12 protein-coding genes and 7 pseudogenes are annotated in these 17668 nt (G+C 32.8%); 8 read left to right on the top strand and 11 right to left on the bottom strand.

Annotated features, from left to right (window positions below):
- Window positions 1-730: 730 nt before the first annotated feature.
- On the bottom strand, window positions 731-973 hold the full coding sequence (locus P5P87_RS14170; protein WP_278019691.1) for a hypothetical protein: 243 nt from the start codon (window positions 971-973) through the stop codon (window positions 731-733).
- 46 nt (window positions 974-1019) lie between these two features.
- The gene (locus tag P5P87_RS14165; protein ID WP_278019690.1) at window positions 1020-1694 is read right to left on the bottom strand and encodes a helix-turn-helix domain-containing protein; all 675 of its coding nucleotides are present in this window, start codon (window positions 1692-1694) and stop codon (window positions 1020-1022) included.
- A gap of 340 nt (window positions 1695-2034) precedes the next feature.
- Here P5P87_RS14165 and P5P87_RS14160 point away from each other — a divergent pair, with 340 nt between their 5' ends.
- Window positions 2035-2727, top strand: coding sequence for a fatty acid desaturase family protein (locus P5P87_RS14160; RefSeq protein WP_278019689.1), 693 nt, complete (start codon window positions 2035-2037; stop codon window positions 2725-2727).
- A 228-nt stretch (window positions 2728-2955) separates the two neighbouring features.
- On the opposite strand, the pseudogene P5P87_RS14155 reads toward P5P87_RS14160, so the two are convergent.
- The 4 genes and pseudogenes from P5P87_RS14155 to P5P87_RS14140 form a co-directional block, all read right to left on the bottom strand.
- A pseudogene (locus P5P87_RS14155) lies at window positions 2956-5101 on the bottom strand (polyribonucleotide nucleotidyltransferase).
- A gap of 178 nt (window positions 5102-5279) precedes the next feature.
- Window positions 5280-5545, bottom strand: a pseudogene (gene rpsO, locus P5P87_RS14150) (30S ribosomal protein S15).
- 175 nt (window positions 5546-5720) lie between these two features.
- The gene (locus tag P5P87_RS14145) at window positions 5721-6416 is read right to left on the bottom strand and encodes a toxin-antitoxin system YwqK family antitoxin (protein ID WP_198854673.1); all 696 of its coding nucleotides are present in this window, start codon (window positions 6414-6416) and stop codon (window positions 5721-5723) included.
- A 33-nt stretch (window positions 6417-6449) separates the two neighbouring features.
- Entirely contained in the window at window positions 6450-6905 is a 456-nt protein-coding gene (locus P5P87_RS14140; RefSeq protein WP_198854672.1) for a GAF domain-containing protein, read from the bottom strand.
- A gap of 70 nt (window positions 6906-6975) precedes the next feature.
- On the opposite strand from P5P87_RS14140, the gene xrtF reads away from it, so the two are divergent.
- The 7 genes and pseudogenes from xrtF (at window position 6976) to P5P87_RS14105 (ending at window position 11721) form a co-directional block, all read left to right on the top strand.
- A complete protein-coding gene (gene xrtF / locus P5P87_RS14135; RefSeq protein ID WP_278019688.1) occupies window positions 6976-7359 on the top strand; it encodes an exosortase family protein XrtF in 384 nt (127 codons plus the stop codon).
- Window positions 7352-7513: a hypothetical protein gene (locus P5P87_RS14130; protein WP_278019687.1), complete on the top strand. Its 162-nt coding sequence runs from the start codon at window positions 7352-7354 to the stop codon at window positions 7511-7513. The genes xrtF and P5P87_RS14130 overlap by 8 nt, the downstream gene beginning before the upstream one ends.
- A complete protein-coding gene (locus P5P87_RS14125; protein ID WP_198854670.1) occupies window positions 7503-7949 on the top strand; it encodes an exosortase F system-associated membrane protein in 447 nt (148 codons plus the stop codon). The genes P5P87_RS14130 and P5P87_RS14125 overlap by 11 nt, the downstream gene beginning before the upstream one ends.
- 46 nt (window positions 7950-7995) lie before the next feature.
- Window positions 7996-8327, top strand: a pseudogene (locus P5P87_RS14120) (HYC_CC_PP family protein); the annotation flags it as partial.
- A 183-nt stretch (window positions 8328-8510) separates the two neighbouring features.
- A pseudogene (locus P5P87_RS14115) lies at window positions 8511-10520 on the top strand (TonB-dependent receptor plug domain-containing protein).
- A gap of 41 nt (window positions 10521-10561) precedes the next feature.
- Window positions 10562-10904, top strand: a pseudogene (locus P5P87_RS14110) (heavy-metal-associated domain-containing protein).
- A gap of 136 nt (window positions 10905-11040) precedes the next feature.
- On the top strand, window positions 11041-11721 hold the full coding sequence (locus P5P87_RS14105) for a DedA family protein (RefSeq protein WP_198854667.1): 681 nt from the start codon (window positions 11041-11043) through the stop codon (window positions 11719-11721).
- Between the two features lie 258 nt (window positions 11722-11979).
- Here P5P87_RS14105 and rodA read toward each other — a convergent pair whose 3' ends face one another.
- The 5 genes and pseudogenes from rodA to P5P87_RS14080 all read right to left on the bottom strand — a co-directional run bounded on the left by rodA (window position 11980) and on the right by P5P87_RS14080 (window position 17665).
- Window positions 11980-13215, bottom strand: a complete 1236-nt coding sequence (gene rodA, locus P5P87_RS14100) for a rod shape-determining protein RodA (protein WP_198854666.1) — start codon at window positions 13213-13215, stop codon at window positions 11980-11982.
- 15 nt (window positions 13216-13230) lie between these two features.
- Window positions 13231-15205 (bottom strand): annotated as a pseudogene (mrdA, locus tag P5P87_RS14095) (penicillin-binding protein 2).
- On the bottom strand, window positions 15202-15708 hold the full coding sequence (locus P5P87_RS14090) for a rod shape-determining protein MreD (RefSeq protein WP_198854664.1): 507 nt from the start codon (window positions 15706-15708) through the stop codon (window positions 15202-15204). Before P5P87_RS14090 ends, mrdA begins: the two are co-directional and overlap by 4 nt.
- Window positions 15701-16526 (bottom strand): annotated as a pseudogene (gene mreC, locus P5P87_RS14085) (rod shape-determining protein MreC). Before mreC ends, P5P87_RS14090 begins: the two are co-directional and overlap by 8 nt.
- Window positions 16527-16636: 110 nt before the next feature.
- Window positions 16637-17665 carry a rod shape-determining protein gene (locus tag P5P87_RS14080; protein WP_278019685.1) on the bottom strand — a complete coding sequence of 343 codons (1029 nt, stop codon included), beginning with the start codon at window positions 17663-17665 and terminating at the stop codon, window positions 16637-16639.
- Window positions 17666-17668 lie beyond the last annotated feature (3 nt).

The following is a 17668-nucleotide window of genomic DNA, read 5'->3' as shown; positions in this document are numbered from 1 at the left end:
ACCCGTTGTAAATTCAGGTATATCTTCGCTCTTTTTTCTCTTTTGATAAAGTTTTTATCAAGTATAGAAAACGAACTAACTTTATTCTGTATTAGATTTATACCAATATTTTCTGACCCTCCATCAGGGTTCAAAACCAATATATCTCTATAAATGTCATATTTGAGTTTGACATCATAATAAGTTTGGTTTTCGTACGTAACTTTTCCTGATTCGTATTTATTAATTAAATACAAATGGATGTCAGTGCTTAAAGTTCGAAATGAATTGGTGTGTGGTATCCCATTATTAATATCCAAATTAATTCTGCCAACAGTAGTATCAAACCAATTGTAAGTATTGATATCATTACTAGTTTGACTCTGGATAGGATGAATGTTTAAGAATAATTCAAATAAAATGAGAAAAACGATTTTTTTTTGGTAATTTTTCAAAGGATTTAATGGTTTTATTAGTTGTTTTCGGAAGATTTCAAAAGTATAAAAAAAAGGTTACAAATAAAACGCTAATTTGTTAAATTGTGATAAAAAGTTGCTACAGCCTCTTAAAAGGCGTTATATAACTATTAAAATTTAGAATATTTATTAAAAATATTCGAAAATGACTTTGCAATAGTAAATTTTAAATTTGGTACGAAATAGATTCCTTTTGTAGGAAATGTAAAAAATGAAGAAATACATAAGGTTGAAAAACCCTAATTTGGTTAAGAATTTGGGGTTTTTCAATTTTTTTAAAACAATAAATCTACCTGAGAATTTATTTTTTCTAGATAATAGTCTATTTTTCGAATGGCTCGATTAAAGAAAAGATTTTGTTCCTTTATTCCAGATTGTCCTAAGGGTATAGAATTTGTAATTTGCTGTTTGAAAAATTGATGAACATTCTTGCGACTTTCTTTATTGTCGGTTATAAAATACCCTAAAAGAGTGTAAGGTACAAACATCGTCAGCTTTTCTTCTGTTTCTATAAGCATGTTATTATTCAATAATATTAGCTCATTATAATAAATCGAAAACTGATTATTGGGTTTGTCTGCATTTTTCTTTTATTAAGCTAATAATTCGTTTTAAATCTAAACAAAGAGCATTTGCACTTTTTAGATTTAAAAGTCCAGCCTCATAAAAATATAGAATTTGTTGCAAGCTACTGTTTATGGTGGTGTCATTCCATACTTCATTTACAGGAGTATTCTCGTATATTTCTTTTAATTTTTGCATGTATTCTGTAAATGATTCATCAATTACAAAATTTTCAAAAGCAACTTTTTTCTGATTTGAGTTTAATAGATTCAGCCATACAAAGGCTTTAAATTTGGATAAAATTGTACCATCCATAAAATAAAACAGCGGAATGTCTTTTGCTGAATAGAAAAGTGTTGCTGTCTTATTTTTTATTAATGCTTCAATATTTTCAGATGATGATTTGAAATAATGAAGCATGTCTTTTAAGTTTTCAATCTCGATTGTTTTCTCAATAACCACCTTTTCTTTATTTGAGAATAAATTATCTAGCGAAATGTTGAAATGTTCCGCCAGTTTAATCGTTTCATCAATAGAGAATTTGCTTTTTCCTGAAATCCTTCGATGAGAGGCGTCATATTTAATTTCTAAAATACCTGCAATTTCTTCTATTAAAGAAACTGACTTAGGTGCTTTTTGTCTAATTGCTTTTAAAAAAGATTCCTGATGTTTCATAATTTGCGATAATCGCAAATATAAATATTTCTTTAATTGGTTTGCGCAAATTGATACGCGATAAATGCAATAGGTTTGTCTTGTAATTTTAAAAAAGACACTTTATGAAAGCTAAATATTTCAATAAATCAGAAGAAGAAAAACTTTTTTTTCTACTCTAAAACATCGTGTTCACCAAAAACTTCAAGGTAAAAATATTTCTTACGGAGATTTCAGATTTTGGTTTAAAGGATTATTCTGGACATTGATTTGTTATTTCTCCTATTCATTGCTCTTTTGTGAATCCATAAATAAAATAAGTTTTTGGCTTCTGTATGTTGTTTTTCAATTATCAGGATTATTGATAGGATTCAGTTTTGGACATGATGCTTCTCACAATACGGCATTCAAAAACAAAAAAATAAACTCGGTATTGCATTTTTTTAGTTTTCTTACCGTCGGTATCGATCCATTGCTTTGGGGATTGAGACATATTCGTTCACATCATTTGTATGCAAATGTAGAAGGAAGCGATGTAGATATTGATAAAAATCCCTTTTTAAGATTAAGCCCAACCCATCCTTGGAAACCAAAACATAAATACCAGGCTTATTATGCGCCATTTGTTTATATGTTTACGTTGCTCCATTCTGTTTTTATGAGCGATTGGGTTTATTTGTTTTCCAACGAATATGATTGGATGAAAAGAGGTGTTCCAAAGGTTGAATTGTATGTAAGATTTATATTGTATAAAATATTTTATTTTTCTTTAGTGTTGCTTTTTCCAATATTATATTGTGGTTTTTCGTGGAGTTTTATTGTCTTGAGTTATTTTACTGCGAGTGCTTTTACGTCAATGGTTTTTATTATAATGCTTGTAGGAACGCATTTTTTTGATGGCGCAGATTATCCGCAGCCAGAAGGAGAATTTCTTGAACACACATGGGCAGTGCATCAGCTTCATACAAGCTGCGATTGGAATGCAGACAAAAGTTGGGCGAGGTTTTTAAGCGGTGGTTCAAACTGTCATGCAAGCTCACCATCTTTTTCCTAATATCTGCCATACCAACTACAGTGAAATAAATTCAATAATTGAAGAAACAACAAAAGAATACAAACAACCCTATCATCATAAAACGTTATTGCAAATGATGTTTTCTCATTTTACACATTTGCATAAAATGGGTAATCCTCAAGTTTGAATTATAAAACTTAAAAACCCCAATTCAAAAATATGAATTGGGGTTTTCTATGAATAAACCTTTAGTAAACTAAGATCTGATTACTCTTTTTTGTCCTCACGTGGAGGTCTTGGAACAAGTGCTTTTTTAGACACTTTTTCTTTTTTAGTTTTAGGGTCAACTCCTAAGTATTTCACTTGGAAAACATCTCCCATTTTAACTACATCAGCAACATTTTCTGTGCGTTCCCAAGCTAATTCAGATACGTGAAGCAATACTTCGTTTCCTGGCGCAGCAGTATATTCTACTACAGCTCCAAAATCAAGCATTTTAATTACTTTAACTTCGTAAGCCTCGCCAACTTGTGGTTTGAAAGTTAATGAATCAATTTTAGCTAATACAGCTTTGATACCATCAGGATTAGTTCCTAAGATTTCAACTACACCTTGCTCGTCTACTTCGTTGATTACGATTGTAGTTCCAGTAGCTTTTTGTAATTCTTGAATTACTTTTCCACCAGGTCCGATCAATGCTCCAATAAAGTTTCCAGGAATAGTTCTTGTAATGATTTTTGGTGCGTGAGCTTTCACTTCTGCTCTTGGCGCTGCAATAGTTTCAGTTAATTTTCCTAAAATGTGCAAACGTCCGTCACGAGCTTGTGCTAAAGCTTGTTCCATAATGTCATAACGTAATCCTTCGATTTTGATATCCATTTGGCAAGCAGTAATACCGTCAGCAGTTCCAGTTACTTTAAAGTCCATATCTCCTAAGTGATCTTCGTCTCCTAAGATGTCAGACAATACAGCAAATTTCTCACCGTCAGTAATTAATCCCATAGCAATACCAGAAACTGGTTTTGTCATTTGAACTCCAGCATCCATAAGAGCCATTGTTCCAGCACAAACCGTTGCCATAGAAGAAGAACCGTTAGATTCTAAAACCTCAGAAACAACACGAATTGTATAAGGACAATCAGCAGGTATCATGTTTTTTAAAGCTCTTTGAGCTAAGTTACCGTGACCAACTTCTCTTCTTGAAGTTCCTCTTAATGGTTTTGCTTCACCAGTAGAGAAAGGAGGGAAGTTATAGTGTAAGTAGAATTTCTCTTCACCTTGTTCAGATGGAGAATCGATCTGGTTAGCTTCTTTAGAAGTTCCTAAAGTTACTGTTGCCAAAGCTTGAGTTTCTCCACGAGTAAATAAAGAAGATCCGTGTACAGATGGTAAATAATCAGTTTCACACCAGATTGGTCTGATTTCTGTAGTTTTTCTACCGTCTAGACGAATTCCTTTTTCAAGAATTACATTACGAACAGCTTCTTTGTTTGTTTTGTAGAAATATTTTCCAACTAAACCAGCAAGGTCAGCATTTTCAGCATATTCTTCTTCAGTAAATAAAGCTTTTGCTTCTTCTTTTACAGCAAGAAATTTTTCGCCTCTTTCAGCTTTTCCAGAAGCCTCTTGAGCAATTGCATAGCATTTATCGTAAGCAGCAGCTTTTACTTTTGCGTAAACAGCTTCGTCTTCAATTTCACCTTCGTAAGTTCTGTATTCTTGAGAGTTTAATTTTGCTCTTAATTTTTGTTGAGCAACAATTTGAACTTTAATAGCTTCGTGAGCAAATTTAATTGCTTCAACCATTTCAGCTTCTGAGATTTCTTTCATCTCACCTTCAACCATTGCAACAGAATCCATAGAAGCTCCGATCATCATATCGATATCAGATTTTTCTAATTCTTCTCGACTTGGGTTGATTACTAATTTTCCGTCAATACGTGCAACACGTACTTCAGAGATTAAGTTGTAAAACGGAATGTCAGAAACAGCTAATGCAGCAGATGTCGCTAAACCAGCTAATGCGTCTGGCATAACGTTATCGTCATGAGACATTAATTGAATCATAACCTGAGTTTCTGCGTGGTAATCGTCTGGGAAAAGCGGACGTAAAACACGGTCAACTAATCTCATTGTTAATACTTCGCTGTCGCTTGGTCTTGCTTCTCTTTTGAAAAATCCTCCTGGGAAACGTCCTGCAGCGAAGAAATTTTTCACGGTAATCTACCGTTAATGGTAAAAAGTCAACACCTGGGTTAGATGTTCTTGCAGAAACTGCAGTTGCCAAAAGCATACAGTTTCCTAAACGTACAACAACTGAACCATCGGCTTGTTTTGCTAATTTACCAGTCTCGATTGAGATGCTTCTTCCATCTCCTAAATCGATAATTTCTTGTGAAACTTGTGGAATCATAAATTTTTCCTTTTTGATTATACAATGGGTTTTAGTTGTGTTGTAGTTGTTGTTGTGTGTAGTTGTTGTTATCTAAAACCCAATGAAAAACCAAACTTTTTTCTTGTAACGTGCTTATTATAAATAGCTATAATGTAAAAACAAAAAGAGGCACTTTCGCACCTCTTTTCTATATTGATTATTTTCTGATATTCAATACTTTGATAATCTCACGATATCTGTTGATATCTTTCTTTTTCAAGTAGTCCAACAAAGCTCTTCTTTTACCTACTAATAGTACAAGAGAACGCTCAGTGTTGTAATCGTGACGATTTTTTTCAAGTGTTCAGTTAAGTGAGAAATTCTGTAAGTGAACAACGCGATTTGACCTTCAGCTTTACCAGTGTTTTTTGCATCACCGTGTTGTGCGAAGATTTCTTCTTTCTTTTCTTTAGTTAAATACATTCCAATATTGTTTTAATGATTTTTATGTATGTCATACAACTTTTGTAAGACGGGTGCAAAATTAGATTAAAAAAACAGAAAAATCAAAAAAAAATAAAAGAATCTAAAAATTAGGGGTAAGAAATTTGTTTTTAATGATTTGCGATCCTCTTTTTCTTTGATTTCGGTTGTTCTTTTACTTTAACTTCGGAGCTTTTTTGCCAGATTGCTTTTCACTTAAAGAAGAATAAGAGAATTTTACATTGTTGGCATCAGTGCTTACTCCCGAAATTAAAATTCCCCGATCGTAATTGTCTACAAATGTAATTTTTCGAGCCACATCATTTCCTTCCCAAACGCCTTGTTTCAATCCGTCTTTGAGAGTTCCTTTTTGTGTTACAAATAAATCGGTTTCTTCATAATCTCCGTTTCCATCAACGACGGTCTGACTTTTATTTTCATCCCAGCAATTAAGAATCAAAGTTTGTGCTTTTTTAGTTTTCGGATCCCAAAGATTCTGCTTTTCACACTTTTTATTTTGGTTATCGTACCAATTAATCTCTTTTCCGTTTTTGTGATCTTCAGAATAATTGACAACGGTTTCTTTTGCTCCGTTTTTATAATAGTAAATAAACTCTCCGTCTTTTTTTAAAACATCGCGATCCAAAGTAGAGCCCGTCATTCTCTTTCTTCCATTTTTATAAAAGTCAGTTACAACATAACGCATGCTTTTCTGAGAATAATTGGTAATTACTCTTGTATAGGCATAGTTTTCTGGAGTGCATTCACGATTTAAGGAGTCTAAAAAAATCTTTTTAGAAACCAAATTAATTTGCCCAGACAGATGAACTGAAATTGTTAGAAGCAAAAAAAGAAGGAAGTTTCTTTTCATTCTGTGCTATTTTTTCTCTTAAAAATAGTTCTTCTAGAATAATTTAGCAACTTCTTGATTTACAAATTCTAAAAATCTTTCGTCGGCTTCTGTAAAAGGATCAATAACGTGGCTGTCAATATCGATTTGGCCAATATTTACTCCATTAACAAAAAGAGGCACAACAATTTCTGATTTTACAGTTAAACTGCAAGCAATATAATTGTCTTGAGCTTTAACGTCTGGAACAACAAAATTAGCATTGCTCTCGGCTACTTGACCGCAAATTCCTTTTCCAAACGGAATAACGGTATGGTCTGTTTCAGCACCAACATAAGGTCCTAAATGTAAAGTTTTAGCGTCATGATTGGCAAAATAAAATCCGACCCAGTTGTAATACTCTACGTTTTCGTTCAAAAGTTGGCATATTGCCAATAATTTTTCATCTCTATTTGATTCATTTTCAGAGATAATTGCGCTTATTTTTGGTTGTAATTCTTGAAATGTCATAATGTAAAAATTTATGCAAAAGTATTTAAAGCTAAACTCAAAAAATACATAAATTTGAAAAAAAAATCTCTTGAAAAAATATTTAGTCCAGTTTAAGCCATTTCTCGTTTTTGTAAGCATCTTTTTCTTGACATATATTGTCCTTACACTGCTTTATAAATTTTATTTAAATAGCTACCAAGCTGAAGAGCTTGATGCTGTGACCACAATGGCTGGACGAAATGCAGAACAGTCGCTAAAGCTTTTTAATTATGATATCATAATTCAGAAAAGTTCGCAAAATCCGTGGCTGGAGATAATATTAAATGGAAGATTTATAGCCCGTATTATAGAGGGATGCAATGCTGTAAGTGTGATGATACTCTTTGTTTCGTTTGTAGCAGACTTTTTCGAGAGGCTTAAAAAAAACATTACTATTTATATTTTTTGGAGTTGTATCTATTTATATGTTTAATATTCTAAGAATTGCGACTTTGATTGTCCTTTCGTATAACTTTCCTCAATATTACCGATTTCTGCATGGAACTTTTTTTCCTTTGGTGATTTACGGATATGTTTTTATTTTATGGGTTTTCTGGATCAATAGATTTTCAAAATATGCTAAGTAATTTAAAAGAAAATAAGCTTAAAATCTTTACAGCAATTATAGTTGTTATAGGTTTTGCCATTATTAGAACATTTGAAAGAAAATTGTTTTACGATCCTTTTCTAAAATATTTTGAAGCAGATTTCAATTCAAGTCCTTATCCTGTAGTGCAGAATTTAAGACTTTTCTGGTCGCTTTTTCTTCGCTATTTTTTAAATACCGTGTTATCTCTTTGGTTGATTTATGCCTTGTTTAAGGATCGTGATATTCTTAAGTTTAGCCTGATTGTCTACATCTTCTTTTTGGTTTTGCTTTTGAGTTCATTTTACATCATACTGAACTTTTTTCCAGATGGCGCTTGGCTTCTTTTTTATGTTAGAAGATTTATAATTCAGCCAATTTTTGTGCTATTGTTTATTCCCGGATTTTACTATCAGCTTCAAAAAACTAAAAAATAACATTTGATTTAGTTTTTTATAGGCAGTTTTTGAATAGCTTTGCAGTATGAATTTAAAAAAGTGTACAGGTCTATTTTTAGCGTTCCTTTTATTGGTTTCCAATATTGGGTTTGCTTTTGATGTGCACTATTGTGGAGGAGAAATTGCTTCAGTATCTTTAAAAACTACGGCAGAGCCTGTTGTTGAAAAGAAATGTTGCGGTTCTAAAGAGAAAAAAAATTCTTGTCGCAAAGATAAAGTTGTTCATTTTGAAAAGAAATCTGATGATGCGACGATTAAATTTTTCTTTTTCAATTTGCTTTCCCTGCAGTTATACAAGATTACAAGCCTCTTGTCTTTTTAGAAATTCCAAATTTTAAAAAGAAAGAAGTTCTTTCGTATTACGCTGATGCGAATGCGCCCCCCTTATTTAAATTATACCATCAGTATATTTTCTATTCCTGATTTTAATGTTAAGATGCACCGCAAGTCTTGATTAAGACTTCGTATTTACATTTTAATTGCTTTTGCTTTGCGCAAAATGCAAGAATGTAATTCTTTTCAACATTAAAATCATTTTTTATGCAAAAAAATATAATGCTTTTTGTAGCGTTTTTGCTTTCTGTATCTGTGTTTTCGCAAGAAGATCTAGAAGAAGTGAAAATCACTAAAAAGCAAAAAGGAATTAAAAAATCCTATACGTTAACATCCAATACTTCTGTTATTACTAGTAAAGAGTTGCTTAAAGCGGCTCTGCTGTAATCTAGCAGAAAGTTTTGAAACCAATCCGTCAATCGATGTCAATTTTTCTGATGCCTTAACAGGGACTAAGCAAATCAAGATGCTTGGATTGACTAGTCCGTATTTAATGATTACAGAAGAAAATATTCCTTCTGTTCGAGGTGCTTCCCAAGCATACGGATTATCATTTACTCCTGGAACATGGATTGAAAGTGTTCAGATTACCAAAGGAGCGGGGAGTGTTGTAAATGGTTACGAAAGTATCTCTGGCCAAATTAATACAGAGCTTTTAAAACCCTTAAATGATATTCCGTTTTTTCTGAATGCTTATGGTTCAACCGATTCTCGTTTTGAATTGAATACCCATTTCAATAAAAAATTATCAGATAAATGGGCAACCAGTTTATTTGTTCATGGAAATGCGCGTGTTGCAAAAAACGATATGAATAATGATGGATTTTTGGATAATCCGTTAGGAAAACAAATCAATGTTTTAAATCGTTATCAATATTACGATCCAGAAAGCGGTTTGGTTAGTTTTATCAATTTCAGATATATGAATGATAAAAAGCAAACAGGAGAAGTTGACTTTGATAAAGATCGTGATCGCGGAACGACCAATCATTGGGGTTCTGAAATTAACACAGAACGATTTGATGTTTCGACAAAAATCGGATATGTATTTAAAGATATGCCTTATCAAAGTATCGGATTTCAAAATGCTTTTAATAGCCACAAACAAGATTCTTATTATGGTTTAAATCAGTACGATATCAAACAGAATAGTTTTTATTCTAATTTGATTTTCAATTCGATTATAAATAATACAATGCACAAGTTTACAACTGGATTAAATTTTACTTACGACCAATATCAGGAATTTGTCAACCTAACAGATGTAAGCAGAATTGATAATTCGGTTGGCGCTTTCTTTGAGTATACTTATGATAATACCGATAATTTCAGTTTGATTTTAGGTGGAAGAGTGGACAATCATAACCGATTAGGTTTTTTTGTTACACCAAGATTGCACATGAGATATAATCCTTGGAAAAATGGAGTAATTCGTTTTTCTGCAGGAAGAGGAAAACGTTCTGCTAACATTTTTGCTGAAAATCAGCAGACTTTTTGCCAGTTCAAGAACATTCTCAATTTTAGATTCTAACGGAAAAGTATATGGTCTGAATCCAGAGATTGCTTGGAATTATGGCGTGAGTTTTTCACAGAAATTCCGTCTTTTTAATAGAAATGCCGATGCTGGTTTTGATTTATATCGTACCGATTTCCAAAATCAAGCTATTGTAGATGTAATGCAAAGTCCGCGAGCAAGTTTTGTTTTATGACTTAAAAGGAAGCTCTTTTGCTAATAGTCTTCAGGTTGAATTTAATTATGAGTTGGTTCATAATTTAAATTTAAGAACAGCTTATAAATACTACGATATACAAACTGATTATTTAAGAGGAACATTTCAACGTCCGCTTCAAGCAAAACATCGTTTTTTAGGGAATTTAGAATATGAAACAACGATGAACAATGATAAGCAATGGAGATTTGATTTTACTTATAATTGGTCAGGGAAACAACAATTACCTTATACTGCATCGAATCCAGTAGAAGATCAATTTCCTGATTTTTCGCCAGCGTATGCGGTGATGAATGCGCAAGTAACTCGTGTTTTTTCGTCTGTTTTTGAAGTATATGTTGGAGGAGAAAATATTGGCAACTACAAACAGCAAAAAGCAATTTTAGGAGCAAATGATCCTTTTGGACCTAATTTTGATGCTTCAATAGCATACGCTCCAATTTTTGGACAAATGTATTATGCGGGATTAAGATTTAAAATTAAATAAAGAGAAAAAAATAAATTTCAACAACAATAAATAATTATAAAATGAATAAGATAGTTTTAATCGCAATGATGGTTTTTTTAGGTTTTTCAGCTCAAGCTCAAACTAAGAAAAATAAGAACTTAAAATATACGACAGAAGTAAATGGCAATTGCGAACAATGCAAGAAAAGAATTGAAAAAGCAGACTTATGGTGTTCCTGGCGTAAAAACTGCAAGTTGGGATGTAAGTTCGCATCAACTTTCGGTTATTTTAAACGAAGAGAAATGTTCGCCTTCGGACTTAAATAAAGCAATTGCAAAGGCAGGTCATGATACTAAGGAAGTTAAAGCAACAACTGAAGATTATGATAATTTGCATAGCTGTTGCAAGTATGTGAGAGAATAATACAAAGTGAAGCCCAGACAATAGAGTCTGGGCTTTTTTTAATAGTTAATTTATGTTTAAAATACTGCATTTTATTGTGGTTAAGGTAAATTATTGTTACTTTCACGAACTTATATAGATAACCAATTCCCCTTTTATGAATAATTTTGAATGGACCCAGTTATTAAACCCTGAATTTTATATTACTTTAAGCGTCGGAGGTTTTCAGATTGGGTTGTTTATTGTTCTGTTTATAGTTTTTGCTGAAACAGGACTTTTTGCAGGTTTTTTTCTGCCTGGAGATAGTTTACTTTTTTTGGCAGGTATTTACAGTCGTGATCTAATTGAGAATGTTGCCTATATTCCGAATGATTTTCTGAATGTATTTCTTCTTGCTACTGCAGTTGCAATAATGGGAGTTTTAGGTAATATGACTGGTTATTGGTTCGGTGCAAAGAGTGGTTATTATTTGTTTAAAAAAGAAGATACATTCTGGTTTAAGAAAAAATACTTGCTTCAGTCAAAAGATTTCTTTGAAAAGTATGGTGGCAAAGCAATTATTTATGCGCGCTTCCTGCCAATCTTTAGAACTTTTGCTCCAATTGTTGCAGGAATCGTTTCGATGGACAAAAAAAAGTTTATGTTCTTTAATGTTTTAAGTTCATTTCTTTGGTCATTTATATTAATTTTCGCAGGACATTATTTATATGGCATTTTCTTAAAACAAGGAATAGATTTAAAGAAACATATTGAGTACATCATTATTATTATCATTATAATTTCAACGTTCCCGGTTCTAATAAAACTACTTAAAAAGACACCAAACGAACAGATATAATCAATAACAAGCATAAAAAAATCCGAAGCTACAACTTCGGATTTTTTATGCTTGTTGTTTAGTTATTATCGACATTTCTATTACATGATTTATATATTGCTTAGCAAATAGAATCGAAGTTAATGAAGTAAGTGTAAAATCAAAAAAGCTGTAATTAGTTTTTAAAACGTAATTACAGCTTTAGGTTAAATTATTATAGTTGTATAAAAGTAATTTCTAATTGGAATTTGGGTATTTAAAAATTGAATATTTTAAGCATTACCATTCATTCACTTTATTTGCATCCATTTTAAGGAAAATAAACAGCAAAATGGTGAATCCCCAGAGTCCAGAACCTCCATATGAAAAGAACGGCAGAGGAACCCCAATTGTAGGGAAAATTCCGATTACCATTGCAATATTTACAAAGAAGTGTATAAAAAGAATTGCAGCGACACAATAGCCGTAAACCCGACTAAACTTTGTCTTCTGTCTTTCTGCTAAGTAAATTACTCTAAGCAATAAGCAGACAAAAAGTAAGATAACTACAAAAGAGCCTGCAAAACCCCATTCTTCGCCAACAGTTGTAAAAATATAATCGGTATGTTGCTCGGGTACAAATCCTCCTTTGGTTTGTGTGCCTTCAAGAAAACCTTTTCCAATCCATCCTCCAGATCCAATGGCAATTTCAGATTGGTTGGTATTGTATCCAATCCCTTTCATATCTACAGTTTTACCTAGTAAAATATTGAAACGATCTCTGTGGTGCTGTTTAAAAACGTTGTCAAATACGTAATCAACAGAGAAAACAAATCCAGAAATTAAGACCAGTAAAATTCCGCTTAAAATAATATTTCTGTCAACTACTCTGCCTTTAAAATGTATAATGGCCAACACGATAAAAGCCATTCCGATAACAGCATATGGTTCTAAAACTAAAGTAAGAACAAAAAGAACGATAGTTATAAATGCTGTCCAAACGTACCAAGATGGCAAGCCTTCTCTGTATAAAACAAGGATAAAAGCACTATAGATTAAAGCACTTCCAGGATCGGGCTGTGGTAGAATAAGCATTACAGGTAATAGCATAATGGCTAAAGCCTGAATTTGTCTATTCGTTTCTTTTAAATTAATTTGTGTATCACTTAAATATTTTGCCAATGCCAAAGAAGTAGCTGCTTTTGCAAACTCAGAAGGCTGTAAAGTAAAACTTCCTATCGCGTACCAGCATCGCTGTCCTGCTATGGTTTTTCCAAAGAGAAATAATCCAGCAAGAGATAATAAGGAAACTCCAAAGATTATACTGGCATATTTTTCGTAAAATTTACCATCAACAAAAAGCACAACAAATATCAATGGAATAGTGCAGCAGATAAAAATCAGCTGTTTTTGATAAGTTCCATCGGTTGATAATAAAGAAGACGAATATATATTAAGCCAACCTAAAGTTACCAGCGCAATGTAGATAAAGACACTTATCCAATCGATATTATTTTTTACACTTTGATTTTTCATTTGAAATAATCTTTCTTAGTTTTTCTTAGTTGTGTCTACTGCTGTTTTTTTTACTTCAGTTTTTGGTGCCGTTGTAACTGGTGCTTTTGGCTTAACAATTTTTGCTTGTAAAACAGAATCTTTTGGCACAGATTCAATTTTAAGAGCATCACTTATTCCGCCTACTTTAGCATATTCCGAAAGTAAGCTTTTGTTTAGTACTCTTATTTCTAGATCTGTTCTTGTAATTTTCTTTCTTAGATATTTTTCAATCATTAAACTCGCAATCGGACCTGCAACTGTTGCTCCAAAACCACCATTTTCAATCATAACTGCAATAGCAATTTTCGGATTGTCTTTTGGGGCAAAAGCAACAAATATAGAGTGGTCTTTAAGCTGGGTTCTTTTACCGTTTATTTTGGCAAAGTTCTCAGCAGTACCTGTTTTTCCGCAAATATCAATTCCTTCTACTCGAAGACTGTAAGCTGTACCTTTGTTGTAAACATCAAATAGTCCACTGATAACTGGCGGGAAATATTTTTGATCAACCGTAGTCACGTGTTTTGTGGTGAACTTTTCGTCGATTTTTTCTCCTTCAATTTTTTTAATGATATGAGGAGTGTAATAATAACCCTGATTGGCAACAGTCGCCATCATATTGGCTAATTGAATAGGTGTCATTAAAACCTCTCCTTGGCCAATTGCATTAGATACAATGGTTGAGCTTCTCCATCCTCCGTTAGGGTAAATCCTTTTGTAGGTTTTAGAGGTTGGTATATTTCCTCGTTTTCCAGTAGGTAAATCATAACCCATGAACTGACCTAATCCAAAACTTTTTACATGACTGCTCCAAACATCAACAGCTTGACCAGGATCTTTGTACTTGTTGATGGTAAGCATATAGGCCTGTCCAAAATAAGTATTACAAGAATTGTAAATTCCGTTGTGCAATTGGTGCGGACCAAAACCGTGACATTTCATGAATCGGCCTCCACCATAACTAAATCCGTGATGACACATAAAAGTAGTTTGCTCATTGATTACGCCTTCTTGAAGTGCAACTAAACCAGTCAGGATTTTGAATGGAGAACCTGGTGGATACTCTGCCAAAAGTCCTCTGTCATATAAAGGTTTCGAAATAGAATCGTTATATAAAAGGGTGTAGTTTTTAGATCTTTGACGTCCTACCAAAATACCAGGATCATAAGAAGGAGCGGTAATTAAAGCAAGAATTTCCCCCGACTTAGGTTCAATTGCCACAATACCACCTCTTTTATTAATCATCAATTCCTCTCCATATTTTTGAAGTGTGGCATCAATCGTTAAATTAATGTCTTCTCCAGCTACGGCGATAGTATCGTATTTTCCTTCTTTATAAGGACCAATTTCTCGGTTATATTTATCTTTCTGAATATATTTTACCCCTTTTATACCACGTAAAGTTTCTTCGTAGCTTTCTTCTACACCTTGCTTTCCAATTAAATCACCACTATTGTAGTATGGATTTTTAGCAATTTGTTTTTCATTTACTTGAGTAATAAAGCCAAATATATTTGCTCCGTAATCTACTTCATAATCACGTAAAGATCTTTTCTGGAAATAAAAGCCTTCATATTTTCTAATTTTTTCCTGAAAAGCGGCAAACTCATTTTTATTCAGCTGAGATAAAAACACAGAAGGAAGCCTTGGACTATAGACCTTTGCTTTTTCAATACGTTTGTGGTATTCTTCTTCAGTAATGTTTAGAAGAGCACAGAACTCGGCAATATTAAGATCTTTTTTTATTTCTCTAGGAATAACCATAATATCGTAAGAAGCCTGATTTGCAACAAGAAGCTTTCCGTTACGATCATAGATATAACCCCTCTCAGGATAGTCATAGACCTTTTTTATCGCATTATTTTCCGATTTCAGTTTAAAAGAATCATCAATAATCTGCAGGTAAAAAATCCTAATCACTAGCAAAGACAGCTGCAATAATAATTATAGTGGGCAGCAGGACTTTTCTCATCGTTTATTGGGCTTAATAAGATAAATTATTATGATTGAAGTAATTATTGTAAATATCGAGCTAAACAAAATTCGGAGTAAAACATCCCAAATAAAATTAAATTGAAAAGCTTGAAGAATGAATAATACAGTATGATGCAATAGAACGGACACTAAAATAAATGAAAATCGCTCCGGAGTTAAAGATTCATTCAGTTTAATGGTTTGATATTCATAACTTAAACCAAAAGAAAATTTAAAAATGTAAGGCCTGTAATATGCTAAAATAACACAGGCAGTTGCATGTATTCCGCCAGAATTACAGAACATATCCATTACTAATCCTAAGAAAAAACTAGAAATAATCAATCCCGCTTTATTGCTGTTTACTGGATACAGAATAATATATAAGATGTACGGAAACGGACTTATATATCCTAAGAAATTCATATTGTTGAAAATAACAATCTGAATTGCCAGTAACATAATAAATCGAAAAATATTGACTAACAGAGCGCTATTCATTTTTTTCTTTGTTTTCTAAATTAATAAGTTCCTCTCTGTCCTTACTCTTGATAATATAGACGTGTCCTAAGTTTGTCATATCGTTAAATAACTTAACTTTTATAACATAAAAACTTGTTTGGGTTTCTTTGTAAATTGTTTCAACAGTTCCGATGTTGATTCCTTCAGGGAAAATTACCGATTGTCCTCCTGTTACAATTGTATCTCCTTTTCTAACCGAAGCTAATCTTGGAACGTCTCTTAGCTGTACAAAACCAGTACTTTTTCCATCCCACGTTAAAGAACCAAAGTGATTTGATTTTTTTAACTTGGCATTAATCTGAGATTTCATGTTCAAAATACTCACAACAGTAGAATATCTAGGTGATGTATCATCTACTATACCAACAATTCCTAAACTGTTTATTACTCCCATGTCTGGTTTTACGCCGTCATTGGATCCAGAATTTAAAGTAAGGAAGTTTTCGTGTGTGCTGTATGTGTTATGAATTACTTTTGACACAATGATATCAGCAGGTTTTACCCCTTTAATGGTATCTGGTAAAGGTAATTTGGCTGTGTCTTCTTTATTAAATAAAAGACTTTTTAATCTTGCGTTCTCAAGTACAAGTTCGTCGTTTTCAGCTCTTAAATTCATGTATTCATTAACACGATTGATTTTTTCATAAACACCTCCGCTTAAGAAATTTGCTGAACTGATTATTTTGCTTCTGTGGTAAGAGTGAGATTGAATCGTGAGTCCTAACGATATACCTAAAAGCGAGCAAAAACAGCAATCGATTACTGTTTCTTATAATGAAATTAAATATTTGTTGCATTTCTTGTCTGGTTATTTTGTTTCAGGATATGCTTAAAGGTTTCAGTTTTTACAAGGGTCAAATAGTAATAATTTGACCCTTATAAAAGTAAATTGATTTTTATTTTGATCTTATTTGATTAAGATACTTTTAAATTTAGCAATGTTTTTAAGGGCCATTCCTGTACCACGTACAACAGCTCTCAAAGGATCTTCAGCAATGTAAACAGGTAAATCTGTTTTTTGAGAAATACGTTTGTCAAGACCTCTTAACATAGATCCTCCACCTGCTAAATAGATACCGGTGTTGTAGATATCTGTCGCTAATTCAGGAGGAGTTTGAGATAATGTTTCCATTACCGCATCTTCAATACGCTGAATAGATTTGTCTAAAGCTTTTGCAATTTCACGGTAAGAAACATCTACTTGCTTTGGTTTACCCGTAAGCAAATCTCTACCTTGAACTGACATATCTTCTGGCGGGCCGTCTAAATCTTCGATTGCCGCTCCAATTTGAATTTTAATTTTTTCAGCAGTACTTTCTCCAACAAATAAGTTGTGTTGTGTACGCATATAATAAACGATATCGTTTGTGAAAACGTCACCTGCAATTTTTACAGATTTGTCACATACAATTCCGCCTAATGCGATAACAGCAATTTCTGTTGTACCACCTCCAATATCCACAATCATGTTTCCTTTTGGTTGCATAATGTCAATACCAATACCAATTGCCGCTGCCATTGGCTCATGAATCAAGTAAACTTCTTTTCCGTTTACTCTCTCACAAGATTCCTTCACCGCTCTCATCTCCACTTCAGTAATACCAGAAGGAATACATACAACCATACGTAAAGCTGGAGTAAACATTCTTTTTTTCAATGCAGGAATACTTTTAATGAACATATTGATCATTTTTTCCGAAGCATCAAAATCAGCGATTACACCATCTTTCAAAGGCCTTATAGTTTTGATGTTTTCATGTGTTTTACCTTGCATCATATTGGCTTCCTTACCAACAGCAATGATTTTGCCTGATACTCTATCACGTGCAACGATAGATGGACTATCAATGACAACTTTATCATTATGAATGATTAAAGTGTTTGCGGTTCCAAGGTCTATCGCAATATCCTCGGTCATGAAATCAAAAAATCCCATAAG

Origin of the sequence: Flavobacterium ginsengisoli (assembly GCF_029625315.1) — a bacterium.
In the GTDB taxonomy this organism is placed as follows: Bacteria; Bacteroidota; Bacteroidia; order Flavobacteriales; family Flavobacteriaceae; genus Flavobacterium; species Flavobacterium ginsengisoli.
This window is presented reverse-complemented; position numbering and strand designations above follow the sequence as displayed.

Coding starts and splice junctions, on each gene's coding strand:
- P5P87_RS14170 (WP_278019691.1), bottom strand. CDS start 973: ATGCTTATAGAAACAGAAGAAAAGCTGACGATGTTTGTACCTTACACT.
- P5P87_RS14165 (WP_278019690.1), bottom strand. CDS start 1,694: ATGAAACATCAGGAATCTTTTTTAAAAGCAATTAGACAAAAAGCACCT.
- P5P87_RS14145 (WP_198854673.1), bottom strand. CDS start 6,416: ATGAAAAGAAACTTCCTTCTTTTTTTGCTTCTAACAATTTCAGTTCAT.
- P5P87_RS14140 (WP_198854672.1), bottom strand. CDS start 6,905: ATGACATTTCAAGAATTACAACCAAAAATAAGCGCAATTATCTCTGAA.
- P5P87_RS14130 (WP_278019687.1), top strand. CDS start 7,352: ATGTTTAATATTCTAAGAATTGCGACTTTGATTGTCCTTTCGTATAAC.
- P5P87_RS14125 (WP_198854670.1), top strand. CDS start 7,503: ATGCTAAGTAATTTAAAAGAAAATAAGCTTAAAATCTTTACAGCAATT.
- P5P87_RS14105 (WP_198854667.1), top strand. CDS start 11,041: ATGAATAATTTTGAATGGACCCAGTTATTAAACCCTGAATTTTATATT.
- rodA (WP_198854666.1), bottom strand. CDS start 13,215: ATGAAAAATCAAAGTGTAAAAAATAATATCGATTGGATAAGTGTCTTT.
- P5P87_RS14090 (WP_198854664.1), bottom strand. CDS start 15,708: ATGAATAGCGCTCTGTTAGTCAATATTTTTCGATTTATTATGTTACTG.
- P5P87_RS14080 (WP_278019685.1), bottom strand. CDS start 17,665: ATGGGATTTTTTGATTTCATGACCGAGGATATTGCGATAGACCTTGGA.